The sequence below is a fragment of the Erwinia sp. GW821-FHT03D09 genome (assembly GCF_059420805.1).
Map to the genome: position 1 here is coordinate 31,382 of NZ_JBWKUK010000002.1, position 25,986 is coordinate 57,367.

At 55.3% G+C, this 25,986-nt stretch carries 21 protein-coding genes; 15 read left to right on the forward strand and 6 right to left on the reverse strand.

Annotation, left to right across the window (positions count from 1 at the left end; genetic code table 11):
* A partial coding sequence (locus tag AC07U6_RS01860; protein ID WP_494764783.1) for an FKBP-type peptidyl-prolyl cis-trans isomerase N-terminal domain-containing protein occupies nt 1-1,767 on the forward strand: 1,767 nt, incomplete at its 5' end.
* A gap of 79 nt (nt 1,768-1,846) precedes the next feature.
* Here the strand turns inward: AC07U6_RS01860 and AC07U6_RS01865 are convergent.
* Nucleotides 1,847-2,107, reverse strand: coding sequence for a FaeA/PapI family transcriptional regulator (locus AC07U6_RS01865; protein ID WP_494761133.1), 261 nt, complete (start codon nt 2,105-2,107; stop codon nt 1,847-1,849).
* 365 nt (nt 2,108-2,472) lie between these two features.
* Between AC07U6_RS01865 and AC07U6_RS01870 the strand changes: the two genes are divergently transcribed.
* Both AC07U6_RS01870 and AC07U6_RS01875 read left to right on the forward strand, forming a co-directional pair.
* Complete coding sequence (locus AC07U6_RS01870) at nt 2,473-3,300, forward strand: winged helix-turn-helix domain-containing protein (RefSeq protein ID WP_494761134.1); 828 nt, start codon at nt 2,473-2,475, stop codon at nt 3,298-3,300.
* Nucleotides 3,297-3,767 carry a FidL-like protein gene (locus AC07U6_RS01875; RefSeq protein WP_494761135.1) on the forward strand — a complete coding sequence of 157 codons (471 nt, stop codon included), beginning with the start codon at nt 3,297-3,299 and terminating at the stop codon, nt 3,765-3,767. Before AC07U6_RS01870 ends, AC07U6_RS01875 begins: the two co-directional genes overlap by 4 nt.
* Nucleotides 3,768-3,831: 64 nt before the next feature.
* Here the strand turns inward: AC07U6_RS01875 and AC07U6_RS01880 are convergent, their stop codons facing one another.
* The 4 genes from AC07U6_RS01880 to AC07U6_RS01895 form a co-directional block, all read right to left on the reverse strand.
* A complete protein-coding gene (locus AC07U6_RS01880) occupies nt 3,832-4,833 on the reverse strand; it encodes an ABC transporter permease (RefSeq protein ID WP_494761136.1) in 1,002 nt (333 codons plus the stop codon).
* On the reverse strand, nt 4,830-6,335 hold the full coding sequence (locus tag AC07U6_RS01885) for a sugar ABC transporter ATP-binding protein (RefSeq protein ID WP_494761137.1): 1,506 nt from the start codon (nt 6,333-6,335) through the stop codon (nt 4,830-4,832). The genes AC07U6_RS01880 and AC07U6_RS01885 overlap by 4 nt, the downstream gene beginning before the upstream one ends.
* A gap of 389 nt (nt 6,336-6,724) precedes the next feature.
* Nucleotides 6,725-7,342, reverse strand: coding sequence for a superoxide dismutase [Mn] (sodA, locus tag AC07U6_RS01890; RefSeq protein ID WP_105593634.1), 618 nt, complete (start codon nt 7,340-7,342; stop codon nt 6,725-6,727).
* Nucleotides 7,343-7,585: 243 nt separating this feature from the next.
* Nucleotides 7,586-8,926 (reverse strand): aspartate aminotransferase family protein, encoded by a 1,341-nt coding sequence (locus AC07U6_RS01895; RefSeq protein WP_494761138.1) that lies wholly within the window; start codon nt 8,924-8,926, stop codon nt 7,586-7,588.
* Between the two features lie 182 nt (nt 8,927-9,108).
* Here AC07U6_RS01895 and AC07U6_RS01900 point away from each other — a divergent pair, with 182 nt between their 5' ends.
* On the forward strand, nt 9,109-9,885 hold the full coding sequence (locus AC07U6_RS01900) for a DeoR/GlpR family DNA-binding transcription regulator (RefSeq protein WP_494761139.1): 777 nt from the start codon (nt 9,109-9,111) through the stop codon (nt 9,883-9,885).
* A gap of 1 nt (nt 9,886) precedes the next feature.
* Here AC07U6_RS01900 and fdhD read toward each other — a convergent pair whose 3' ends face one another.
* Nucleotides 9,887-10,672, reverse strand: a complete 786-nt coding sequence (fdhD, locus tag AC07U6_RS01905; RefSeq protein WP_494764406.1) for a formate dehydrogenase accessory sulfurtransferase FdhD — start codon at nt 10,670-10,672, stop codon at nt 9,887-9,889.
* 183 nt (nt 10,673-10,855) lie between these two features.
* On the opposite strand from fdhD, the gene fdnG reads away from it, so the two are divergent.
* From fdnG to AC07U6_RS01960, 11 genes are all read left to right on the forward strand, one after another.
* Nucleotides 10,856-13,903, forward strand: a complete 3,048-nt coding sequence (gene fdnG / locus AC07U6_RS01910) for a formate dehydrogenase-N subunit alpha (RefSeq protein ID WP_494761140.1) — start codon at nt 10,856-10,858, stop codon at nt 13,901-13,903.
* Nucleotides 13,904-13,906: 3 nt separating this feature from the next.
* On the forward strand, nt 13,907-14,791 hold the full coding sequence (gene fdxH / locus AC07U6_RS01915; RefSeq protein WP_494761141.1) for a formate dehydrogenase subunit beta: 885 nt from the start codon (nt 13,907-13,909) through the stop codon (nt 14,789-14,791).
* Nucleotides 14,788-15,438 carry a formate dehydrogenase cytochrome b556 subunit gene (gene fdoI / locus AC07U6_RS01920; protein ID WP_494761142.1) on the forward strand — a complete coding sequence of 217 codons (651 nt, stop codon included), beginning with the start codon at nt 14,788-14,790 and terminating at the stop codon, nt 15,436-15,438. The genes fdxH and fdoI overlap by 4 nt, the downstream gene beginning before the upstream one ends.
* Nucleotides 15,438-16,364, forward strand: a complete 927-nt coding sequence (gene fdhE / locus AC07U6_RS01925; protein ID WP_494761143.1) for a formate dehydrogenase accessory protein FdhE — start codon at nt 15,438-15,440, stop codon at nt 16,362-16,364. The genes fdoI and fdhE overlap by 1 nt, the downstream gene beginning before the upstream one ends.
* A 58-nt stretch (nt 16,365-16,422) precedes the next feature.
* Nucleotides 16,423-17,802, forward strand: a complete 1,380-nt coding sequence (gene selA / locus AC07U6_RS01930; protein ID WP_494761144.1) for an L-seryl-tRNA(Sec) selenium transferase — start codon at nt 16,423-16,425, stop codon at nt 17,800-17,802.
* Nucleotides 17,799-19,637, forward strand: coding sequence for a selenocysteine-specific translation elongation factor (gene selB / locus AC07U6_RS01935; RefSeq protein WP_494761145.1), 1,839 nt, complete (start codon nt 17,799-17,801; stop codon nt 19,635-19,637). The genes selA and selB overlap by 4 nt, the downstream gene beginning before the upstream one ends.
* 151 nt (nt 19,638-19,788) lie before the next feature.
* Nucleotides 19,789-20,976 carry a NapC/NirT family cytochrome c gene (locus tag AC07U6_RS01940; RefSeq protein ID WP_494761146.1) on the forward strand — a complete coding sequence of 396 codons (1,188 nt, stop codon included), beginning with the start codon at nt 19,789-19,791 and terminating at the stop codon, nt 20,974-20,976.
* Nucleotides 20,966-23,440, forward strand: a complete 2,475-nt coding sequence (gene torA, locus AC07U6_RS01945) for a trimethylamine-N-oxide reductase TorA (protein WP_494761147.1) — start codon at nt 20,966-20,968, stop codon at nt 23,438-23,440. Before AC07U6_RS01940 ends, torA begins: the two co-directional genes overlap by 11 nt.
* Before the next feature lie 44 nt (nt 23,441-23,484).
* Nucleotides 23,485-24,048, forward strand: coding sequence for a DNA-3-methyladenine glycosylase I (locus AC07U6_RS01950; RefSeq protein ID WP_494761148.1), 564 nt, complete (start codon nt 23,485-23,487; stop codon nt 24,046-24,048).
* Between the two features lie 109 nt (nt 24,049-24,157).
* Complete coding sequence (locus tag AC07U6_RS01955; protein ID WP_494761149.1) at nt 24,158-24,820, forward strand: OmpA family lipoprotein; 663 nt, start codon at nt 24,158-24,160, stop codon at nt 24,818-24,820.
* 127 nt (nt 24,821-24,947) lie between these two features.
* On the forward strand, nt 24,948-25,934 hold the full coding sequence (locus AC07U6_RS01960) for a LacI family DNA-binding transcriptional regulator (RefSeq protein ID WP_494761150.1): 987 nt from the start codon (nt 24,948-24,950) through the stop codon (nt 25,932-25,934).
* The last annotated feature ends 52 nt before the right edge of the window (nt 25,935-25,986 follow it).

Here is a 25,986-nt window from a genome sequence, read left to right on the forward strand (position 1 = left end):
CAGCATCAGCAAACGGCTCTGTTGGCAGATAAAGAAAAACTTCAGCGTCAGCTTGAGCATGCACCCACTTCTGCGCAGTTGGCCGACAGCCAGCAGAGAGTTAAGGCTCTGCAAAGTGAGTTGGATGCCAACGCTATACTGCTGCAAAAGGAAATCGGCGCCAGTCAACAGGTGAAAGCGAGCAATGTCGTTCTACTGGCAGAGAAACAATTGGCTGATAATACAATTAAGGCGCTACAGGAAAAGCTGAATGCATTACAGATTCAGCAGACTGCTCTGCTCGCTGAAAAGCAGGAATTCCAGCAGAAACTGCAGGGCGAGCTCAAAAGTAATGAACAACACAGCTCGGCTTTATCCGCACAAATGAAAGAGTTGCAGGATAAACTCGCCGCTGCCGAGCAGCAGCGAAAAGCTGTAGTAGATGAAAAAGAGCAATTACAACACCAGCTGGAGAAAGCGCCAACTGAAGCCCAGATGGCTGATAGCCAGCAAAAAATAAAAGCTCTACAGGCGCAGCTTGATACCGCCATGCTGTTACAGAAAAAAGGCAGTATCACCAGTGAGCAGATTCAGGCCAGCAATGCGACATTAATGAAGGAAAAGGCAGCCGCTGAGGATAAGGTCAAATCTTTACAGAAGGAGCTGTCGGCAGTTCAGGCACAGTATGCAGCGATTCGGGCAGAGAAGTTGCAGAGCCAGCAGAAGCTACAAAGCGATCTCAAGGATAATGACGAAAATCATGCTGCCCTCGTTATGCAGTTAAAAGAGCTGCAGGACAAACTGGTTTCAGCTCAGGAACAGCAAAACGCTGTTCAGTCAGAGAAAGATAAATTACAACATCAGCTTGATAACGTGCCTGGCACGGCTCAGTTGGCTGATAGTCAGCTGAAAATAAAAGCACTTCAGGTGCAATTAGATACTGCGTTGATGTTGCAGAAAAAAGCCGTTTCAACCGGAGGCGTTGCCAAAACTGATGATTCAATGCACGCCACAGATTACAAGGTAGCCGAGAATAAGATTAAAGAGCTACAGTTAAAACTGGATGCAACTCAGGCTGAGCTTACCGAAGTGACAAAGCAAAGTGCCTCATCCAAAGCTAAAGGCTTAGTGGAGGTGACGACTGAAACGCTGAAGAAAAAATCAACCCGTGAAGCATATGCAATAGGTGTTTCTCTTGGAACAGAGATTCTTCAGCTCCAGGCCGAAAACCGTAACTGGGCATCAACGGATAGCGACAAGCCGAGCGTTCTTGCTGGGATCATCGATTCATTCCAGGGTAAGGAAAAACTTCCTCCGGCTGAGTTGCATAAGGCATTAATGAACATTAGCGAACGGGTGAAATCGGGTCGTGAGAAATACATGGGCGATTTAGATAAATCGACTAAAAAGTTCATAGATAATTTTACTAAACAGAAAAATGCCAAAAAAAGTGAATCTGGTTTTTGGTATCGTATAGGGTATACGGGTGATACGCCTATTCCCGCTGGTGCAACAATTGACGTTGTTGTCAAAGAGAGTCTGGCAAATGGTATGGTTGTTGAGGATATGGATGCTAAAGGCATTGTTCTGTCTCAGCCGATATCAGCATTCCCGCCGGTATTCCGTGAGGCGTTATCTAAGCTTAAAAACCATGGATCGATTACCATAGTGGTTCCACCTGCGCTAGCTTATGGTGATAAAGGATATCCGCCAAAGGTACCACCTAATGCGACTATGGTTTACGATCTGCGCGTTTCAGATGTTTATCCAGAACGTGAGAAAAAGTAATGATGATGCGGGATGGTTAGAGAAAATAAACATACGCATTCAGTAGCACTGATACTGAATGCGTCATTTTATTTTTTAGTTAATCCGTGAATGAGTCGGTTTTATTCCAGTAAAGACCCTTCCGCTGCTTAACGGAAGTAATAAATCCTTCTTTTTCCAGCTTGATTAAAATATGCCGTGCATTATAGATGCTGAGTTCAGATCTGTCGGCGATATCTCTGGTACTGGCATATGTCGTGGCATCATCATTTGAATCACTTTCTTTAAAAAAATCATGAAGTGCATTGATAACGCGCTCAACGGATGTTGCTCTTTGAAAACCCTTGGTGGATTCAATCATTTTATAACTCCTTCTTAGTAAACCCGGCTCCTGCCGATTAATAAAAAACAAACCCCCTGATAATCAAGGCACAATGATAACTTTTGTTGTCAGAAATCAAAACTTAATATTAATTGGTTAAAAATTACATAATAAAAATCCATTTTAATAAATAATGCTAGCAGAATATCCGGTTTTTTTGTTGTAAAGCTTAGTTGTTAAGAGTATTAACTCGCAAAATTAAGATATGGCATGACTTAAAATCCTAATGATTAAGTGAATGGTTATTATAAATAAGGAGTTAAAGATGTCGGGTGAGATCGTTTTTATCTTAAATAAAATGATATTTATACATATATCAATGAACATTCACATAAAGATACCTAATGAAATATTTGATAAATGATTTAGTGGAATTTGATGCTTGCGTTGGAATACTGATTCTGCTAGATGGTGAAAATATTCCGATACAGCTTTCAAAACCTGGTTGCAGGCTTTTAAATGAACTAGTTACTCATTCAGGTATAACGTTGACGCGTGATGAATTGCTACAAAATGTTTGGGGGAATCACGGGTTAACTCCCTCCAGCAACAACCTTAGTAATCATATCAGTTTCCTGAGAAAGATTTTTTCGCAGCTGGGATTAGAGGATATCATTATTACCTCCCCAAGAGAGGGGTTTAGGCTTGATGCTGAGGTACTGATAGTCGGTGAAAGCCAGTATGAACAACACGAAAAAATTGAAGAGGAGGAGAGTGTTGACGAATTACAACCTGATACCAGAGAAGGTAATTTAAAAAGATTTCAACGCTTTATAAGTACTTTCATCAGAAGGGAAATTTTTAATATCAATTTCATTACTCTGGCAGTTATTTTGTTCTCGTTGGTTATTATAAAATTTCAATTTCAGGATGGTTTTTTATCCAGTGATAAAAGCGCATTTTCTTCAGTCGGGCTGTGCCATGTTTTTGATTTAGAATCAGGTGGAAGAATTATTGATAAGGATAAAATGAATATCGTTAAGAAAATTATTAATGAAAAAAACATTAACTGTGTTAATAAAAAAAGTCGCATTTATCTGAAGGCGACTCAATTTACAAACGACGCCGAACATAATCAGCAGGCCACTTTTCTTGTGCAATGTTTCTCCGAGCAGAGAGACAATAAATCGAAATGTGAGAACTATCTTTCACTAACCATACAAAAACCATGAAGAAAATACTTCTTTTCTGCTTTGTTATTCTGGTTGTCATTCTCATCCAGGGCAAAAAAAATGCCTACTTTGCTGAGGATAAACTGGTGCTCTCCTGCAGTGCAAAGGTGGATATTGAGATAAGACAGCCTGATGCATTGGCACATATGGAGGGGTGTCTGAGCCTGGCAACATTGGGCAGCAAACGTCTGGCATTACTTTATACCGGCCGTCTGGTAGCGCCTGAGGGGCGTTTCATACTGAGCAGAACGCTGTTAATGGATTATCGCTATCATCCTGAAAACCACGCACTTGAAATGACCTGGGAGCAGAGTAACGTCGGTCAAACAGATACGGCTCCGGATGAGGTGTTTTACCGTAATCTGATGAAGAGCAAATCCTTCGTCCTGTATTTGACGCGATTTAATGACGATGCATGGATGGTTTCAGGGCTGACGACTCCGCTGTATGTTTGCAATGATGAATGAAAAAACGGCTTATTGCACAGGGCACATAAACCGTTTTATCTGAGCTAAGATGGGCTTTCGGCAACTACTGCCGACGCTGAACGTAGGTTATCGCCAGCGCTACCGCCAGCACCAGGCCTTTAATAATATCCATGGCGTAGTAGGGAACGGAAAGCATCACCAGACCGTTTTGCAGCACGCCGAGGATCACCGCGCCAAGTAGGGTTCCCAGTGCGTTTGGCTTGCCGGCACCGGCAAGAGAAAGCCCAATCCACGCAGCTGCCACCGCATCCATTAAGTACCCGCCGCCAGCGTTAACCTGCGACGAACCGATACGGGAAGCCAGCAGAATACCGCCCAAACCAGCCAGCAGTGAGGCGATAACATAAGCCACCACGCGATAACGATTGGTGCGGATACCGGACAGGCGCGCTGCCTCCGGATTGCCGCCGATGGCGTACATGCGGCGTCCGTGCTTGGTCAGTGAGAGCAGCAACTGGGCTAACACCGTCACCACCAGCATGACGATAACAATAATCGGTACCTGCCCCAGCAGCGAGAACACAGCCGGAATGGTTCCTTCAGCCATATCTCCGCTCGGCAGCACCATATTCTCGGTAATGGAGCCACCAAAGCTGTAGGTCATCGCCACACCCTGCACCACAAACAGGCTGGCGAGCGTGGCCAGCATGTCAGGGATTTTCAGTACGACGATCATAAAGGCATTAAACAGGCCAACCAGCGTACAGAGTAGCAGCGTCAGTGCAATTGCTGCCGTGGGGCCGAATCCGTACCAAACGAAAAAGGAGATCACCAGCGAGTTTGCCAGCGACGCGGTTGATCCGACAGATAGGTCAAAGCCGCCGATAGTCAGGGATATGGATACGCCAATCGCAATCACCGTCACGATAGCGATTGAGCGCAGAATATTGATGATGTTACTCGGCTCCAGGAAGCTGTCTGATGCCAGGCCAAAACCAATAATCAGCGCCGTCACCGTCAGCAACATTCCCCACTTATAGAGAAAATCAAACAGCTGGTGCCGGACAGAGACTGTCGGCTTGAGGGAAATTTCTTTGCTGCTCACGCAGGTGTTCCTCCGGTCGAATAAAGTAAAAGTGTTTCTTCGTCAGTCTCGCTGGCGGCCATTTCAGCGACAATACGCCCGTCCCACAGCACGCAGATGCGGTCGCAAAGCCCGACCAGCTCGGCAAATTCGCCGGAGGCATAAATCACCCCCTTGCCCTGGCGAGCCAGTCCGTCGATAAGTTCAAACAGATCGGTTTTTGCTTTTATATCAACGCCTTTTGTTGGCTCATCCAAAATTAACACGTCGGCATCGTTACGCAGCCACTTGCCAATCGCCACTTTCTGCTGATTCCCGCCGGACAGGCGGCGCAGCGTTTGTCGTGGACCGGTGGTTCGAATCCCCAGTTTGCTAATGACCTCTTCCGCCCAGCGCCACGCCTGGCGGTGGCCAAATAGGCTCCAGCGAGAAAAACTATTGTCGGCGCTGACGCTAAGATTCATCACCACCGATTCATCGATAAAAATACCCTCTTTGCGCCGCTCTTCGGGGATGAGTGCCATGCCATTTTCAACGGCAGCATGGGGAGAAGAAGGCTTCCACGGTTTGCCGTGCAACTCTCCCCGCGCAACCCGGCTTGCGCTGGCACCAAACAGTGCCTTGCACAGCTCTGTTTTCCCAGCGCCCGCCAGCCCGGCAATCCCCAGGATCTCGCCTTTCCGCAGCGTCAGCGTAATGTCTTTCAGCAGCTGTTCATCGTGCAGGCCGTCGATATGCAGCAGGATCTCCTCGCTGAACGGCGGACGGCGGGGTGGATAAATATCGTCTAACTGGTGGCCCAGCATCCTTTCCACGATCTGCTCACCGCTCAGATCCTGCATCGGTCCGCTTTCAATCAGCTCACCATCGCGCAGCACCGTCAGGCGATCGCAGATAGCCTTCAGTTCGTGAATGCGGTGCGAGATAAACACCACGCCAATACCGGTGTCCTGCAGGCGGCGAACCACCGTAAACAGGCGCTCGCTTTCATGCTGGTCGAGCGGTGCCGTTGGCTCATCCAGAATCAGGAACCGGCAGTGATGGGAGAGTGCGCGGGCCAGCAAAATCTGTTGTTTTTCTGCCAGCGTGCAGTGCTCAACCCTACGGCGCACATCAATATGTACATCCAGCTGTTCCAGCAGCGCGCTGGCCTGGCGGCGCATTGCGCCCCAGCGATAGAGCTGGCCACCTTCGGCCAGCCGGTCCAGCATGATGTTCTCCGCTACGCTCAGCCCCGGCACCAGGGCCACATCCACTTCCTGCTGGACAAGATGAATGCCCAGCTGTTTGGCATCACGCGGGGATCGAATGGTTACCGGTTGGCCGTCGAGTAGAATTTCACCGGTAAAATGATCGTATGCACCTGAGAGAACGGCCATCAGCGTTGATTTACCGGCCCCGTTAGCGCCGGTCAGTGCGTGAACGGAGTGTCCCTCGAGGGTGAGGTCCACCGATTTGAGAGCCATAAAACCGCCAAAAGCGATGGAGATATGGCGCATTTCAAGGCGATTTTGCGCGGTCACAGGCGTATATTCTCTGGTTAATCAATGAGGGTGCGCTGCATTTTTTAATGAATTATCACGGCAGGCAACAAACGAAAGAGCATAAGCTAACACAAAATCTTATTAGCCATCCAGATGTCCATACATAACGGAATTAAGCGCTGGTCGATAGATGATTATCAGCATGCAAAATCAAATAAATACAATTAGTCAGCATTTATAAATGTTTGCATTCGTTTGAATGAAAGGATACGTGTGGGAAGCAGGAAGCAGGAAGCAGGAAGCAGGAAGCAGGAAGCAGGAAGCAGGAAGCAGGAAGCAGGAAGCAGGAAGCAGCGGTCAGGCTCAGTATTGGCATAAAAAAGCCGGTAACGCTGCGCGTCACCGGCTTTTATCACGCCTGCGGCAAATTACTTCGCAGCAGCGAACAGGGCAGCAGCCTGATCCCAGTTAACCACATCCCAGAAGGCTTTGATGTAGTCAGGGCGTTTGTTCTGATATTTCAGGTAGTAAGCGTGTTCCCACACGTCCAGACCGATGATTGGCGTACCGGATGCACCGGAGATCGCTTCACCCATCAGCGGGCTGTCCTGGTTAGCCGTTGAAACGACCGCCAGCTTGTCGCCCTTTTTAACCAGCCACGCCCAGCCTGAACCGAAACGAGTGGTTGCTGCTTTTTCGAATTCAGCTTTGAACGCGTCAACGCTACCGAAATCTTTTTCGATAGCGGCTTTCAGATCGCCGCCCAGCGTGGTGCCGGTTTTCAGACCTTTCCAGAAGAAGCTGTGGTTAGAGTGGCCACCGGCGTTGTTACGCAGTGGGCCTTTCTTATCCGCTGGCAGCTGGTCCAGTTTAGCGATCAGTTCATCAACAGGCAGATTGGCGAATTCAGTCCCTTCCAGCGCGGCGTTAGCGTTGTTAACGTAGGCCTGGTGGTGTTTGGTGTGATGGATTTCCATCGTCTGCTTGTCGAAATGGGGTTCCAGCGCATCGTATGCGTAAGGCAGGGATGGTAGTGAATAACTCATGTTCATCATCTCCATTAATCTTAGGGGGGCCAGTACGGCACCGGGTAAACAGTCGGCTCATTATAGTTAAATAAATGATCGGGAAAAGGGTTATCAATGCCCCGATTACAGTAAGGGTATCTGAGACAGCAGGCGTAACGCACTGGATATAGCATTTAGCCACCGCGTTACAATGAAATGATCTAAGAGAATATTTTCGAGTTGGAGCAGGAGTTGGCCGGATAAACCCCGGCCACGAGGAGGTTAACGGGCCAGTGCCGCGAGGGATTTATCCAGCGCCCCGACCAGCCAGTCGATATCGCTTTCCTGGAATGCCAACGGCGGGCGCAGCTTCAGCACGTTGCCGTAAGGCCCTGTTACCGAGGTCAGTACGTGGTTGTCGCGCAGCATCTCGGTGACGTCCAGCGCCAGCTGCTTGTTCGGGGTTTTACTGGCTTTATCCGTTACCAGTTCAAAACCGATAAACAGTCCGGCACCGCGAACGTCGCCAACGCACTCGTACTTCTCTTTCAGCGTTAACAGTTCCGCCAGCAGTTTCGCTCCCACGACGCGGCTGTGTTCCTGGAGCTGCTCTTCTTCAATTACCTTCAGTACTGCCTGTGCCGCGGCCATCGCCACCGGGTTACCGCCAAAGGTATTGAAGTAAGGACTATCATCGCTGAAGGCCGCCAGCACGTCGCTTTGCGCCAGCAGGCCGGAAACTGGAATCCCGTTACCCATCGGTTTACCGGTAGTGATCACATCCGGTACCACGTCGTGACGGGCAAAGCCCCAGAAGGTATCCCCGGTACGGGCGAAGCCGGGCTGAACTTCATCGGCAATAAAGATGCCGCCGTTCTTATGCACCACGTCAACGGCCTGTTTGAGGAAGCCTCCTGGACCAGGCAGCACGCCGTCGGAGGAGAAGATGGAGTCGGCAAGGAAGCCGGCAAACTTGATGCCGTGCGCCGCCATATCGTCGATCTGCTTTTGAATTTCACCGGCAAACCAGGCACCGAGGTCCTGTGTATTCACCCGGTAATGGTCCGGCGGTGGCACCAGCCGGGTCGTTGCTGCCAGCGGCTGCCCGGTACCCAGCGCGGGAGAGGCACCGGAAGTGAGATCGCTGGTGCCATGATAAGCCTCCTGGCTGACGATAATCCCGGTACCGCCACTGTACGCACGCGCAATGCGGATTGCCAAATCGTTCGCTTCCGATCCGGTGCACATATACATGGCGCGGTCGATGGCGGACGGTGCCGTAGCTAACAGTTGCTCGGAGTAATCAAGGATAGATTCATGCAGATAACGGGTGTGGGTGTTCAGCTGCTGCATCTGCTGATAGACCGCATCAATCACCGCCGGGTGGCAGTGGCCAATGCTGGCAACATTGTTATAAACGTCGAGGTATTTGTTTCCTGCCGCATCCCACAGATACTGCCCCTTACCTTTAACCAGATGTACCGGCTTGCGGTAGAACAGGCGGTAGGATTCACCCAGCACTTTGCTGCGCTTATCGGTCAGTTTACGCACGTCGGCATCCAGCCCGTCAGCGTGCTCGGCTCGAAAACTGTTGGTATCCATGATGGTTGAACGTGTAGCCATTGATCGCTCCCGTTACATAAATGAGGTTTGCCCGGCGGCAGGCATTCAGTGATATCTGGGGATTATCATGGCAACTTTTTCGGAAAATGCAACAAAATACACAAATACAATAAAATACACATGCAGAGTACCGTATTGTCAGTTAGGCTATGACAGTGAGTTATCGTCAGGAAATCAGAATTATGCTGCAGGAAACACGCTTACATCGCATCCGCGCGCTGCTCAGCACGTTGAATCAGGTGAGTACCGAGCGAATTATCAAAGAGCTGGGGATCTCTCGGGAAACCGCGCGTCGCGACATTATTGAGCTGGAAGCGCAGGGCATGGCGCGCCGGGTACACGGTGGCCTGGTGGCGCTGGACGCCGTGCCGGAACCGCCGCTAACTGTGCGCAGTGCCTCCATGGCAAAAGAGAAACGCGCGATTGCCCGTGCGGCAGTGCAGCTTTTACAGCCCGGACAGACCCTGTTTATTGATGCGGGCAGCACCACTACCATGCTGGCAGAAGAGCTGCGTTCGATGTCCGGCCTGACGATTATCACCAACAGCCTGAATGCCGCGCTAAAGCTCAGTGCAGCGGAAGAGCACGAGGCGCTGAACAACGAGGTGATCCTGCTGGGCGGCTGTATGCGGGCGGGGGCACAGGAAACGCGCGGCGAGCTGACGGTCAGTGAAATTTACCGCTATCGTGCCGATCTGGCGCTGCTGTCGCCGGTGGGCGTGGAAGCCCGGCAAGGGGCCAGCAGCTACCACCCACACGAGGTGGCCATCGCCAGAGCGATGACCGCACAGTCCGGCGGGCTGATCCTGCTGGCCGACCACACAAAAATTGGCATCAGCAGCCGGATGAACTACGCCAGCGTCCAGCAGATCGGTACGCTAATCAGCGATCAGGGTGCCGCCACGCTGCCAGCACTGGCGGCCCTACAACAGAAACTTCCGCGGGTTTTACTGGTGTAAATCAGCTGCCGATCAGCCGCTGTGGATGGGTATATACCATCGCGCGGCCGGGCTTGCTGAAGCCGACCAGCGTCAGGTTGCTGCGCTGTGCCACCTCAACCGCCAGTTGGGTGGCGGCGGAGACGGCAAACAGGATCTCCACGCCGCACATCGCGGCCTTCTGCACCATCTCATAGCTGGCGCGGCTGGACACCAGTACCGCCCCTGCTCCCCAGTTGTTCCGGCTGCGCAGGCCAAGCAGTTTATCCAGCGCCACGTGGCGGCCAACGTCTTCACAACCGGCGGTTAAATTACCGTCAGGCTGTATCCAGGCGGCGGCATGGGTGCAGCCGGTCAGCTGGCCTACCGGCTGGAAGTCACCCAACTGGTGCAGGGCTGTGTCGAGATGGCTAAGATCAAAGGTCTGACTGAACGGCAGGGAATCGATAGGCTTGCCGATCTCTTTCAGCTGCTCCACGCCGCAGACGCCGCATCCGGTCCGCCCGGCCATCGCCCGGCGGCGCTCTTTCAGCCCCATAAAGCGGCGGCTGGACAGCTCAACGTGTACCTCAATTCCTTCGCAGGCGGGCTGAATATCGATGCCGTAAATCTCTGTTGGGCTGCTGATAATCCCTTCTGATAACGAGAAACCCATGGCGAAAGCTTCCAGATCTTTCGGCGAGGCCATCATCACTACGTGAGAGATGCCGTTATACACCAGCGCGACCGGAACCTCTTCCGCCAGCCAGTCCGACCGGGAATGCAGCAGGCTGTCTCGCGGCCACACCTCAGCTAAACCGGCGCCGATAACCTCTGCCGGTTTTTTGTCGATATTGTGCTGTTTTTTGCTCAATCTGTTTTATCCTTAACCAACAACCACACGGTTAATGTGGTAGCATTATGACCGTATGCGTTTAAACTGAGGCAATTGTGAACCTCTGAAGGAAGCGCCGCAAAAATAATTGAGCAACATCGATACAGGAAGAATGCGATGAATGTCAGCAGAAGACGTTTTTTTAAAATCTGCGCGGGAGGGATGGCAGGCACCACGGCTGCCGCTTTGGGATTTGTCCCGACTGCCGCGCTGGCGGAGAGCCGCCAGTATAAACTGTTACGCGCTCGTGAAACCCGCAACACCTGCACCTACTGTTCCGTTGGCTGTGGCCTGCTGATTTACAGCATGGGCGATGGGGCAAAAAACGCCAAACAGTCAATATTTCACATTGAAGGCGACGCGGACCATCCGGTCAACCGCGGTGCCCTTTGCCCGAAAGGTGCTGGCCTGCTGGATTACATTCACAGCGACAGCCGCCTGAAATATCCCGAATATCGCGCACCCGGCTCCGACAGCTGGCAGCGCATCAGCTGGGATGAAGCTTACGATCGCATTGCCCGCCTGATGAAGGACGATCGCGATGCCAACTTTATTGCCCGCAATGAAGATGGCGTCACGGTTAACCGCTGGCTGAGTACCGGCATGCTGTGCGCTTCCGCCTCCAGCAATGAAACCGGCTATCTGACGCAGAAAATCACCCGTTCGCTCGGCATGCTTGCCGTCGATAACCAGGCGCGCGTCTGACACGGACCTACGGTAGCAAGTCTTGCTCCTACGTTCGGTCGCGGTGCGATGACCAATCACTGGGTCGATATCCGCAATGCGAATCTGATAATTGTTATGGGTGGCAACGCCGCTGAAGCGCATCCGGTGGGATTCCGCTGGGCGATGGAAGCCAAAATCCATAACAACGCCAAACTTATTGTCATCGATCCGCGCTTCACACGAACCGCGTCGGTCGCTGATTTCTATACGCCTATCCGTTCCGGCAGCGATATTACCTTCCTGTCCGGCGTTCTGCGTTACCTGATCGAACACGATACCGTCCAGCATGAATACGTCGCGTCCTACACCAATGCCAGCCTGCTGGTGCGGGAAGACTACAGTTTTGATGACGGCCTGTTCAGCGGCTATGACCCGGAAACACGCAGCTACGATAAGAGCAGCTGGAACTATCAGCTGGATGACCAGGGCTATGCGCTACGCGATCCTACGCTACAGCACCCCCGCTGCGTGTGGAATCTGCTAAAAACGCACGTCAGCCGCTATACGCCTGAAATCGTGGAGCGCATCTGCGGCACGCCGAAGGCGGATTTCCTGAAAGTCTGCGAAATGCTGGCCGAAACCAGCGTCCGCGACCGCACCGCGACCTTCCTCTATGCCCTTGGCTGGACGCAGCACTCGGTGGGTGCGCAGAACATCCGCACCATGGCGATGATCCAGCTGCTGCTCGGCAACATGGGTATGGCGGGCGGCGGCATTAACGCCCTGCGCGGCCACTCCAATATTCAGGGATTAACCGACCTTGGCCTGCTGTCGCAGAGCCTGACCGGCTATATGAACCTGCCTTCCGACAAACAGGCCACGCTGCCCGCTTATCTGGATGCCAACACGCCAAAAGCGCTGCTGCCGGGCCAGGTGAACTATTGGGGCAACTATCCCAAGTTCTTTATCAGTCTGATGAAGTCCTGGTGGGGCGATAAAGCGCAGGCGGAGAACAACTGGGGCTTTGACTGGCTGCCGAAGTGGGATAAAGGCTACGACGTGCTGCGCTACTTCGACATGATGCACCGTGGTGAAGTGAACGGCTATCTGTGTCAGGGCTTTAACCCGCTGGCCTCCTTCCCGCATAAGAAGAAAGTCAGCGAGTCGCTATCTAAGCTGAAATTCCTGGTGGTTATCGATCCGCTAAATACCGAAACCTCAACCTTCTGGCAGTCCCACGGCGAGTTTAACGATGTGCATCCGGCTGATATTCAGACGGAAGTATTCCGCCTGCCGTCAACCTGCTTTGCAGAAGAAGACGGTTCGATCGTCAACTCGGCGCGCTGGCTGCAGTGGCACTGGAAGGCGGCGGACGGTCCGGGTGAAGCGCACAACGATGGTGAAATCCTGGCCGGTATCTACTCGCGTCTGCGCAAGCTCTACGCCAGCGAAGGCGGCGCACTGCCGGAGGCGGTGATGAACATGACCTGGGATTACCTGACGCCTGATTCACCGGCATCAGAAGAAGTTGCGCAGGAGAGCAACGGCCGTGCGCTGGCGGATCTGGTCGATGACAAAGGCACCGTGCTGGTGAAAAAAGGCCAGCAGCTCAGCAGCTTTGCGCAGCTGCGTGCCGACGGTACGACGGCCAGCGGCTGTTGGATCTTTGCCGGCAGCTGGACGCCGGAAGGCAATCAGATGGCACGACGCGATAACAGCGATCCGTCCGGTCTGGGCAATACGCCGAACTGGAGCTGGGCGTGGCCGCTTAACCGCCGCATCCTCTATAACCGCGCCTCCGCCGACCCACAGGGGAAAGCCTGGGACCCTGAACGCCAGCTGCTGCACTGGGACGGCGCGAAATGGAGCGGGCAGGACGTTGCGGACTACGGTACCGCTCCGCCGGGTAGCGAGGCCGGGCCGTTTATCATGCAGGCGGAAGGTCTGGGGCGTCTGTTTGCTCTCGATAAAATGGCCGAGGGGCCGTTCCCGGAACACTACGAGCCGTTTGAAACGCCGATCGGCACTAACCCGCTGCATCCTTCGGTGATTTCTAACCCGGCGGCACGCGTCTTTGCCGACGATCTGAAGGCGATGGGCACAGCGGCGGAGTTCCCGTATGTCGGTACAACGTACCGCCTCACCGAGCATTTCCATTACTGGACCAAGCATGCGCGGCTCAACGCTATTGCACAGCCGGAGCAGTTTATCGAAATCGGTGAAGTGCTGGCGGAGAAGCTGGGCATTGCCAAAGGGGACTGGGTGAAGGTCAGCTCTAACCGTGGCTACATCAAAGCCGTGGCTGTGGTGACCAAACGCCTGCGGCCGCTGATAGTTGACGGGAAAACGGTCGATACCATCGGTATCCCGCTGCACTGGGGCTTTACCGGTGTGGCGAAGAAGGGATTCCTGGCGAATACCCTGACGCCGTTCGTCGGCGATGCCAATACACAAACGCCGGAATTTAAGGCGTTCCTGGTCAACGTGGAGAAGGTGTAAACGATGGCTTATCAATCTCAGGACATTGTCCGCCGTTCTGCCACCAACGACCTCACCCCCGCGCCGCGTGCGCGGGATCACCAGCAGGAAGTGGCAAAACTGATCGACGTCACCACCTGTATCGGCTGCAAAGCCTGTCAGGTGGCCTGCTCCGAGTGGAACGATCTGCGCGATGAGGTGGGCAGCAACGTCGGGGTGTATGACAACCCTGCCGATCTGTCCGCGCAGTCATGGACGGTGATGCGCTTCTCGGAAGTGGAAGAGAATAACCGGCTGGAATGGCTGATTCGTAAGGACGGCTGCATGCACTGCGCCGATCCCGGCTGTCTGAAGGCCTGCCCGTCCGAGGGGGCAATTATTCAGTATGCCAACGGCATCGTCGATTTTCAGTCGGAGCAGTGTATTGGCTGCGGCTACTGCATTGCCGGCTGTCCGTTTAACGTGCCGCGCATCAACCCAAAGGACAACCGTGCCTACAAATGCACGCTCTGTGTTGATCGCGTTAACGTCGGGCAGGAGCCCGCCTGCGTGAAAACCTGCCCAACCGGCGCGATCCACTTCGGCAGCAAAGAGGATATGAAAACGCTGGCGGCCGAACGTGTGGGTGAGCTGCAGGGGCGCGGCTATCAGCACGCCGGACTGTACGACCCCGAAGGTGTGGGCGGTACGCACGTGATGTACGTGCTGCATCACGCCGACAGGCCGCAGCTTTATCACGGTTTGCCACAGAACCCGGCGATTAGCCCGGCGATCACCTTCTGGAAAGGCGTCTGGAAACCGCTGGCGGCGATTGGTTTTGCCGCCACCTTTGCCGCTTCGGTATTCCACTATGTCGGTATCGGACCTAACCGTGTTGAAGAAGACGATGATGATGAGGAACAGCCATGAAAAAGCCGCAGCGAATTCAGCGTTACAGCGCCCCGGAGCGTATTAATCACTGGCTGGTGGCCATCTGCTTTATCCTGGCCGCGGTGAGCGGCCTGGGATTCTTCTTCCCGTCGTTTAACTGGTTGATGCAGATCATGGGCACGCCGCAGCTGGCGCGTATCCTGCATCCCTTTATCGGTGTAGTGATGTTTGCGGCTTTTCTGCTGATGTTTTTCCGCTACTGGCGGCACAATTTGCTGGAGCGAAACGACATCCTGTGGGCGAAAAACATCCATAAAATTGCGCAAAACAAAGAGGTGGGAGATACCGGGCGCTATAATTTTGGTCAGAAGTGCGTATTCTGGGCAGCGATCCTCAGTTTAGTGCTGCTGCTGTTAAGCGGCGTGGCGATCTGGCGTCCCTGGTTCGCCGGCTACTTCAGCATCCCGCTGATTCGGCTGGCGCTGGTGGTGCATTCTGTCTCAGCCGTTGTGCTGATTGTGGTGATTATGGTGCACGTTTATGCGGCACTGTGGGTGAAAGGGACGATAACCGCCATGGTCGAAGGCTGGGTTAGCGTAAGCTGGGCTAAACGGCATCATCCGCGCTGGTATCGATCACTACGCGAGCAGCAAAACCCACCGCGACAACACGAAAAAGGTCCCTGATGACGATTAGAATTATTCCGCAGGACCGGCTGGAGAAGGAAAAAAGCAACGCGGCGGAGGGCATCCCGCCGTTACTTTTCCCTCAGCTGAAACACCTGTACAGCCGCCGGGCTGCCCGTCTGCGGCAGCTGGCGGAGAAGAATCCACTGGGCGACTATCTGCGCTTTGCGGCGGTTATCGCCACCGCGCAGGAAATCGTCCTCTACGATCATCCGCTGCGGCTGGATTTGCAGGCGCGGCTGGAAGAGAGTGCCCGCCTCGGCAAACCACCGCTGGACATCGCCACGCTGCCGCGCGATGCCCACTGGCAGCAGATGCTGCATTCGCTGATCGCCGAACTGAAGCCGGAGATGAGCGGGCCTGCATTGTCGGTACTGGAAAATCTGGAAAAAGCCTCCGCCAGCGAGCTGGAGCAAATGGCCGGGGCGCTGCTGGCCCACGATTTCGCCCAGGTGAGCAGTGATAAAGCGCCGTTTATCTGGGCGGCGCTGTCGATCTACTGGGCGCAGATGGCGGCGTTGATCCCCGGTAAAGCCAGAGCTGAATCGGGCGAACAGCGCCAGTTTTGCCCGGTGTGTGCCAGCGTGCCGGTTGCCAGCGTAATCCATATGGGCAGCCACAAAGACGGCTTGCGCTACCTTCATTGCAACCTGTGCGAAAGCGAATGGCACGTGGTGCGGGCGAAGTGCAGCAACTGCGAGCAAACGCGAGATCTGCACTACTGGTCGCTGGATAGCGAAACCGCCGCGATTAAAACCGAAAGCTGCGGCGACTGCGGGACCTACCTGAAAATGCTTTACCAGGAAAAAGATCCGGCCGTTGAACCGGTTGCCGACGATCTCGCTTCGCTGATCCTTGACGCGCGGATGGAGCAGGAGGGCTTTGCCCGCAGCAGCCTGAATCCGTTCCTGTTTCCCGGAGAATAAGCCATGAAGCCGACCGGTAATGTTTTTCCGTTTCGTCTGCGTAGGGTGACGATTGACCGTGAGTAACCTGTTTCATCAGCTGCCTTCCATTGACAGCCTGCTGCGCCAGCCCGCGATGCAGGTGCTTTCCGGTGAATGGGGCCATGTCAGGCTGGTTGCCATCCTGCGTGAGATGCAGCAAAGCGCGCGTGAACATATCCGGCAGCATCAGCAGCTCCCTGCCTGGAGCCAGGACTGGGCGAGTTATGCCAGCGCTCAGCTTCAGCGGCAGGGACGCAGCGGACTGCGCCCGGTGCTCAACCTCAGCGGTACGGTTTTGCACACCAATCTTGGCCGCGCGCAGCTGGCCGAAACCGCCGTTGCCGCGGCAGCTCAGGCGATGCGATCCCCCGTGACCCTCGAATATTCGCTGGATGATGCGGGGCGCGGCCACCGTGACCGGGCGCTGGCCGACTTGCTATGCCAGCTGACCGGGGCGGAGGACGCCTGCATCGTCAACAACAATGCAGCGGCGGTGCTGCTGATGCTGGCCGCGCTGGCACCGGGTAAACAGGTGATCGTCTCACGCGGTGAGCTGGTGGAAATCGGCGGCGCTTTCCGCATCCCGGATGTAATGACTCAGGCGGGCTGTACTTTGCGCGAAGTGGGCACCACCAACCGCACCCATCTGAAAGATTACCGCCAGGCGATTGAGGAGGACACCGCGCTGCTGATGAAGGTACACACCAGCAATTATCAGATTCAGGGCTTTACCAAAGCCGTCAGCGAAGCGGAATTGATCGCGCTCGGGGAGGAATCTGACCTGCCGGTGGTGGTTGATTTGGGCAGCGGTTCGCTGATCGATCTCAGCCAGTATGGCTTACCCGAAGAACCGATGCCGCAGCGGCTGATCGCGGCGGGTGTCAGCCTGGTCAGCTTTTCCGGCGATAAACTGCTGGGCGGGCCGCAGGCCGGGATTATCATCGGCAAAAAAGCACTTATCGAACGCCTGCAGCAGCATCCGCTGAAGCGTGCGCTGCGGGTGGATAAAATCACGCTTGCGGCGCTGGAAGCCACGCTCCAGCTTTACCGCCAGCCGGATAAGCTGGTGGAGCAGCTGCCTACGCTCCGATTCCTGACCCGCACCCGGCAGGATATTCATGCCCAGGGACTGCGGCTGCTGCCCGCTGTGGAAGCCGCCTGCGGGCAACAGTTCTCCGTGGCGCTGGTACCCTGTTCTTCGCAGATCGGCAGCGGCTCACTACCGATTGAGCGCCTGCCGGGCACGGCGCTTACTCTGGCCCCTCGCGACGGCAGCGGCAGCACTCTGATGGCGCTCGCCAGCAAACTGCGTGAGGGCGATGTGCCAGTGATTGGGCGCATTCACGACGGCTCTCTGTGGCTCGATCTGCGCACGCTGGAAGACGAAGAACTGTTTATCAGGATGATAAGTGCATGATTATCGCCACCGCCGGTCACGTTGACCACGGTAAAACCTCGCTGCTACAGGCACTGACCGGTGTGAATGGCGACAGGCTGCCGGAAGAAAAATTGCGCGGCATGACCATTGACCTCGGCTACGTCTACTGGCCGCAGCCGGATGGCGCGATCGTCGGATTTATTGACGTTCCCGGCCACGAAAAATTTCTCAGCAATATGCTCAGTGGCATTGGCGGCATCGATCATGCTCTGCTGGTGGTTGCCGCCGATGATGGTGTGATGCCGCAAACGCGTGAACATCTGGCGATCCTTCAGCTAAGCGGTCGGCCCGCGCTGACCGTGGCCATCACCAAAAGCGACAGCGTGGAACCCGAGCGTCTGGCTGATGTGGCGCAGCAGACCGCTGCTATCACTCAGCAGATGGGCTGGCAGCAGGTTGATCAGTTTCCTACCAGCACTCTGAACGGTGCAGGGATAGCGGCACTGGCGGACCATCTGCGCCGGCTACCGGCCGGGAAGTCCCGTCGCGAGGGGCCGTTTCGCCTCGCTATCGATCGGGTGTTTAACGTCAAAGGGGCCGGGCTGGTGGTGACCGGCACCGCGCTGTCTGGCGAGATCGGCGTGGGCGATACGCTGTGGCTGAGCGGCGTGAATCAGGTAGTCCGCGTTCGCGGTTTGCACGTGCAGAATCAGCTGAGCCAGACGGCGCACGGCGGGCAGCGGGTGGCGCTGAATATTGCCGGCAGCGTGGAAAAATCAGCGATTACGCGCGGCGACTGGTTGCTGTCTGCACTGCCGGAAACCCCCTGCCAGCGGATTATTGTTGCACTTGAACAGCACCAGCCGCTGCGGCAGGGCCAGCCGCTGCATCTTCATCACGGTGCCCGCCATATCACCGGGCGGCTGTCGCTGCTGGAGGGTAATCTGGCCGAAATACTGCTCGATGCGCCGCTGTGGCTGGCCGATAACGACCGCATGATCCTGCGCGATATCGGCGCGAAGCAAACGCTGGCAGCGGCACGGGTGCTGCTGCTGGCCTCGCCGAAACGCGGAAAGCGCCAGCCCGAATTTATCGCGTGGCTGCGCCAGCTGGAACAGGCAGAGGATGATGCTGAGATTATCGATCTGTATTTGCAGCAGCGTCCGCGGCCGCTGTCGGAACTGGGCTGGGCGCGTCAGCTGCATGAAGATGCGTTGGTTAATCTGGACTACCGCCTGCACCCGGAGATTATTGCCGGACATATGATTTTGCCGCAGACGATTCAGGGCTGGCAGCAGCGGCTGCTGGACGAGATGGCGCAATATCACCGCAGCAATAGCGATCGTCCAGGCCTGGGGCGCGATCGTCTGCGGCGCATGGCGCTGCCCGACCAGCCTTCTGCGCTGGCAGGCAGTTTGATTGATGGACTGATCGGCAGCGGCAGGCTGGTTAACAGCCGGGGCTGGCTGCATTTACCCGATTTTGCTATTCGCTTCGAGCCGCAGGAAGCCGCGCTCTGGCAGCGAGCTGAACCACTGTTTGCCGATAACGCCCGCTGGGTGCGGGACCTGGCTCTGGCGCTGAACTGCCCGGAGGATTTGATGCGGCAGGTGCTGCGTAAAGCGGCACAAAGCGGGCTGATCGTCGCCGTAGTGAAGGATCGTTACTACAGCCACAGCCAGATAACCCGTTTTGCCGATATTATTCGCCAGCGTGATGCTGAGGGACTGGGCAGCAGCGCCGCAGATTTTCGCGATCGTCTCGGCGTAGGCCGCAAGCTGGCGATACAGATTCTGGAATTTTTCGACCGCAGTGGTTTTACCCGCCGTAAAGGCAATGAACATCTGCTGCGCGACGGCGGAATATTTCTGTAAATCGTACTTTACCGATTTTTTATGCAGCTGTCGTAACGTCCCCCTGAGTTGATTGACCACAAAAAAACCATTCGTAGATTGTGGGATAAAAGTAAGTACGCTTACTTTTCAGTGCTCTGTACAGAGCCAGGCAGTATCAACAGGGGAAGTTATGAATTATTTCAGGAAAGAGGGGAGGCTGAAGTGGCTGTGCGGCTGGCGCGCGCTGTTGCTGATGCTGCTGGGTCTGGTCATCGGCCTGCTGCTGGTCGCCGGTGGTGTTACCGTGATGCATAAAACCAGCAACACGGCTTTTTGTGTTTCCTGCCACAGCATGGAAAGACCGCTGGCTGAGTATCAGGGCAGCGTTCATTTCGAAAACCACGCCGGTATCCGCGCCGAGTGTGCCGACTGCCATGTTCCTACGGCTCCTGTCTCCTATATGCTGACGAAGATTGCCGCAGTTAAGGATGTTTACGGCGAAATTACTGGCAAGATAGATACCGAAGAGAAGTACAACGCCCATAAACTGGCGATGGCGGAATCGGTATGGAAGACCATGAAGGCCAACGACTCAGCCACCTGCCGCAGCTGTCATAGCTTTGAAGCGATGGATATTCTTGCTCAGCGGCCTGAAGCCCGTAAGGCACACCCGGTTGCGATGAAAGAGAATCAAACCTGCATTGACTGCCATCGTGGCGTGGCACATATCCTGCCGGACATGACCTCAAGTAACGCGGCCGGTGCCAGCCAGCTTGCGGCCCTGACGACCGAAGTCAAACCGGCGGACAGTCCGCTTTACAGCATTAAAACGCAGTCTTTTGTACTGGAGCCTGGCATCACCAACTCTGCCGGTACGCTGTTCCCGTCTGCACCACTGATCCCGCTGCGCCGTGAAGGTTCGCTCACAGAAGCGCGTCTGGAAGGCTGGCAGCAGGATGGCGTCACCGGGGTGATCTATGGTGCACCCGGCCGGCGAATTATTCGTGCGGTGCTGGATAACAACAGCCAGCAGCAGTTGAAAATGCTGGGTTCGCAAACCGACAGCCAGACCGATACGCAGTGGCATCATGTTGCTCTGACCGCCTGGTTCCCCTCCGAGGCGCTGATCGCCAACCAGCAAAAAATCTGGCAGTACGCCAGCGACTTGATGTCCGCTAACTGTACCGGCTGCCACGGCCTGACCGCACTGGACCACTTCACCGCAAATCAGTGGATTGGCGTCATGAAAGGTATGGCCCCGCGTACCGCGCTGAACGAGGAGCAGCTGCGCATTTTGACGCTGTACGCGCAAAACCACGCCAGCGATATGCCACCTGCCGGACAGCCCTCTGAACAAGGAAGCTCTCGTGAAAAATAATGTCCTCACCGGCCTGTCGCGCCGTCGTTTTTTGCAAATGGGCAGCACGCTGCTGGCCGCCAGCTCATTAGATCTGCTGTTCTCTCCTTCCGCGGTAGCCCGTGCGGTAAGCCAGGCGATGCCGCTGTTTGCCGCGCTGCGCCCGGCGAAAAAGGGCATTCTGACCTCCGCCCACTGGGGGGCCTTTGAAGCCACTGTTGAGCAGGGAAAAATGGTGGGCGTGCAGCCGGTTCAGGACGATCCGGCGCCCAATGAACTGATTGAGATGGCGCCGTGGCAGGTGCACGCCGCCAATCGTATTACCTCGCCGGTCGTACGTAAAAGCTGGCTGGAAAACGGTCCCGGCAGCCGCAACGATCTGCGCGGGCGCGATGAGTGGGTGAAGGTCAGCTGGGAAAAAGCGATCCAACTGGTCAGCGATGAAATCCGCCGATTGCAGTCGGCCTACGGCCCTTCCTCGATTTATGCCGGGTCCTGCGGCTGGAAAAGTACCGGCATGCTGCATAACTGCCGCGCGCTTCTGCACCGGCTGATGAATCTGAGCGGCGGTTTTCTGAGCTACAGCGGCGACTACTCTACCGGTGCTGCGCAGGTGATTATGTCCCACGTTGTCGGCTCGACCGAGGTATACGACCAGCAAACGACCTGGCCCAACGTCATTGATAACAGCGAGCTGGTGGTGCTGTGGGGATGTAACCCCTATACCACGCTGAAAAACAGCTGGAACGTGCCGGATCACGTCGGGCTGGAAGGCTTTGCCGCACTGGCGAAAAAAGGCACGCGGATTATCACCGTTGACCCGATCAATAACCCCGGTTCAAAACAGCTGAACGCGGAGTGGATTGCGCCCCACGCCTATACCGATGCGGCGATGCTGCTGGGTATTGCGCATACTCTGCTGAGTGAAAAACTGCATGATGAAGCCTTCCTGCAGCGCTATACCACCGGCTTTGCCCGGTTCCGCGAAAGCCTGCTTGGCGAGCACGACGGCGTGGCTAAAACGGCGGAATGGGCCAGCACGATTTGCGGCGTCGAGGCGGAAACGCTGCGCCAGCTGGCGCGCGATATGGCGAAGAAGCGCACGATGATTATGGCGGGCTGGGGCATCCAGCGGCAGCATCACGGTGAACAGCCGCACTGGTTGCTGGTCACCGTTGCTGCCATGCTCGGCCAGATTGGCCTGCCGGGCGGCGGTTTTGGCTTTAGCTACCACTACTCTTCCGGCGGCAGCCCGTCGGCGAAAGGCGGTATCCTGTCCGGCATCAGCGCCGGAGAAGCGCCACAAAACTCACCTGTTCCGGTTCCGGTGGCCAGAATGGCAGACTGCCTGGCCAATCCGGGAAAAACCATTGATTACAACGGCCGCCAGGTCACCTATCCCGACGTTAAAATGGTTTACATCGCCGGCGGTAACCCGCTGGTACACCAGCAGGATACCAATAATCTGCGGCAGGCCATGCAGCATCCTGAAACCATCGTCGTGCATGAGCCCTGGTGGACGTCCACGGCAAAATTCGCCGATATCGTCCTGCCGTGCACCACCAGCTATGAGCGCAACGATATGGATATGGGCGGCGACTACTCCCAGCGCTATGTTTTCCCGATGCACCAGTGCGTGCCGCCGCAGCATGAGTCGCGTAACGACTTCGATATTTTCCGCGATATAGCCGCGCGGCTTGGCGTTGAACAGGCCTTTACCGAAGGGCGCGATGAGATGCTGTGGCTGAAATCGATGTATGACAATATGAAGACCCAGGCCCGCAATGCGGGCGTGCCGCTGCCGCCGTTCGATCAATTCTGGCAGTCGAACAATTACATCCGCTTCCCTGTCCCGGAAGAGAATAAAAACTGGGTACGCTTTGCCGATTTCCGCACCGATCCTTTGCTCAACCCGCTGGGTACACCGAGCGGACGTATCGAAATTTTCTCCCGCAGCGTGGCAAAAATGGATTACGACGACTGCCCGGGGCTGCCGGGCTGGTTCCCACCGCACGAGTGGCGCGGAAGCGCGGTCGCGCAGCGCTATCCGCTGTCGTTGAATACCTCACACCCGTCGCACCGCCTGCATTCGCAGCTGGATAATACACCCCTGAGAGACAAATACGCAGTCAGCAACCGGGAGGCGATTCTGATCAATACCCAGGATGCTGCGGCCCGGCAAATCCAGTCGGGAGATCTGGTGCGGGCGTATAACGATCGTGGGCAGATCCTGGTGGGAGCGCAGGTGAGTGATGATATCCGCCCCGGCGTAGTTCGGGTGTGTGAAGGGGCCTGGTACGACCCGGCAGATTTGTCAGAGCCTAAAACCCTGTGTAAAAACGGCAGCGTTAACTGCCTGACCTTTGATATTGGCTCCTCTCGGTTAGCGCAGGCTAACTGCGGCCATATGGCCCAGCTGGAGGTGGAAAAATATTGCGGCGAGGAGCAGAAAAACACCGCTCATTCGGTGCCTTTTGGCGCTTAAACGGTTAAATTCAGTACTCAACCCGTTAATAAGGAATGTTATTTATGCAACGCTGTGGCTGGGTATCTGAAGATCCGCTATATATTGCCTATCACGACCGCGAGTGGGGCGTTCCCCATCATGACGCCCGTTCGCTGTTTGAAATGATTTGTCTGGAAGGCCAGGTTGCCGGGCTGTCCTGGCTGACCGTGCTGAAGAAAAGGGAAAACTATCGCCAGCATTTTCATCACTTTGACGTTAAGGCCGTCGCCCGGATGGATGAAGACGATATTGAACGGCTGATGCAGGAGAGCGGCATTATCCGCCACCGGGGAAAGATTAACGCAATTATCGCCAACGCCCGCGCCCTGCTGACGATGGAAGCCGCCGGTGAATCGTTCCGCGACTTCGTCTGGGGTTTCGTTGATAACGAACCGCAAATTACCCGCTTCGGCCACTACCGAGAGGCTCCGACCACTAATGCCGCTTCCGACGCTCTTTCTAAAGCATTAAAAAAACGCGGTTTTAAGTTTGTCGGGTCCACGACCTGCTACTCGTTTATGCAGGCCTGCGGATTAATCAGCGAGCACACGACTGACTGTTTTTGTCACCCGGATAACATTAAATAACTTTCGCTTACACTTTGAGAATTTGCCTGAGTATTTTCCTCACAATTGAGCGCCATAATTAGCGCTTGCAGGCGACGTTGCCTGCGGTGAACGAATGAAAGGAATATTCATGAAAAAAAGCGCTATTACTCTTTCCCTGATATTGAGCGGCACGCTTGCGCTGGCCGGTTGTACCACTAACCCTTACACCGGTGAACGCGAAGCAGGGAAGTCCGGTATTGGTGCGGGTATCGGTGCCGCGGTAGGCGCAGGGGTGGGTATGCTCTCTTCTTCGAAGAAAGATCGCGGTAAGGGTGCTCTGATTGGTGCAGCCGCCGGTGCTGCTCTCGGCGGGGGCGCGGGTTATTACATGGACGTGCAGGAAGCGAAGCTGCGCGACAAAATGAAAGGCACCGGAGTCAGCGTGACCCGCAACGGCGACAATATCGTGCTGAATATGCCGAGCAACGTCACCTTTGACAGCAACAGCAGCACGCTGAAACCTGCCGGAGCCAACACACTGACCGGCGTGGCAATGGTACTAAAAGAGTACCCGAAAACCGCCGTGAACATTATCGGTTACACCGACAGCACCGGCAGCCGCCAGCTGAATATGTCGCTGTCGCAGCAGCGTGCGGACAGCGTCGGCAGCTCGCTGATTACTCAGGGCGTTGAAGCAGGCCGCGTGCGCACCAGCGGAATGGGCCCGGATAATCCGGTGGCTTCTAACACCACAGCCGAAGGGAAAGCTCAGAACCGCCGTGTAGAAATCACCCTCAGCCCGCTGCAGTAATTCCCTCAGCCCCGGCATACAGCGTGCCGGGGCCGTTATTCTCTTTTTTGGGAATAATCATGCAGGACCATAGTGACCATTAGTCGTTTGTGCTACCCTGCACAAAAACTGCTCAGTACGCACACACATGTCACTTAAAGATATTGCCTCCGCGCTGGGGCTTTCCGTCACTACCATCAGCCGCGCGCTTAACGGCTACGACGATGTGGCTGAGGAAACGCGCCTGCGTATTCAACAGGAAGCCCGACGGCGAGGATATCGCCCTAATCCGGTCGCGCGCAGCCTGAAAACCGGAAAAACCAACGTTCTCGGTCTGCTATTTCCCTCCTCACCTCTTCCTTTCAACGGTACCAGCTTTGTCGATGTGATCGGCGCTATCGCCCAGGCGCTGGCCGAACGCGAAGTGGATCTGCTGATCGTCGCCGACACGCCTGAAAACGACTATCGTTCCCTGCAAAGGATGCTGCGTTCGCGCTATGTCAGCGGACTGATTGTGGCGCATACCACTCGCCAGGACAGCCGACTGGCGAAACTTCAACAGCTGAATTTTCCGTTTCTGGCGCTGGGGCGCAGCGAACTGACCGCTCCCTACGCCTGGTTCGACTTCGATCATTACACCGGGCCGCGGATGGCAGTGGATCACTATGTTGCACAGGGGCTTCGTCGTATCGCCTGGCTTGGCAGTCATCTCGATCAGGCCTTTGTCAGTCAGCGGCGCGAAGGCTATCTGAGTGCGATGCAGCGGCACGGCTTCGACAGCGACCTCTGCTGGCAGACAGAACCCAGTCGCCTTGAGGGCTACCGCGCAACCCGGCAGCTGCTTGCTCTGCCGCAGCCACCGCATGCGCTGATCGCCGATTCCAGCTCGCTGGGTGAAGGCGCGGCAATTGCCCTACGCGAGATGGGCCGCCTGAGCGGGCCTGAACGTATCGAGTTGATGATCTACAACGGTTTGCCCGCAGATTCGGTGATCGATGTGCCCGTTGCCAGCATTGCTCAGGCCACCTGGCCTGCTATCGGGCAGCAGGTGGCAGAGATGGCGCTGCGGCTGATGGCAGGGGAGCCCGTTTCCTCCCTGCAGGTGCTGTGGCAGCCGGAGCTGAAAATACCCTGATGCTGCCGCCGGCGGGCAGTTATGGTAGTCTCACGCTATTCACATCATCAGG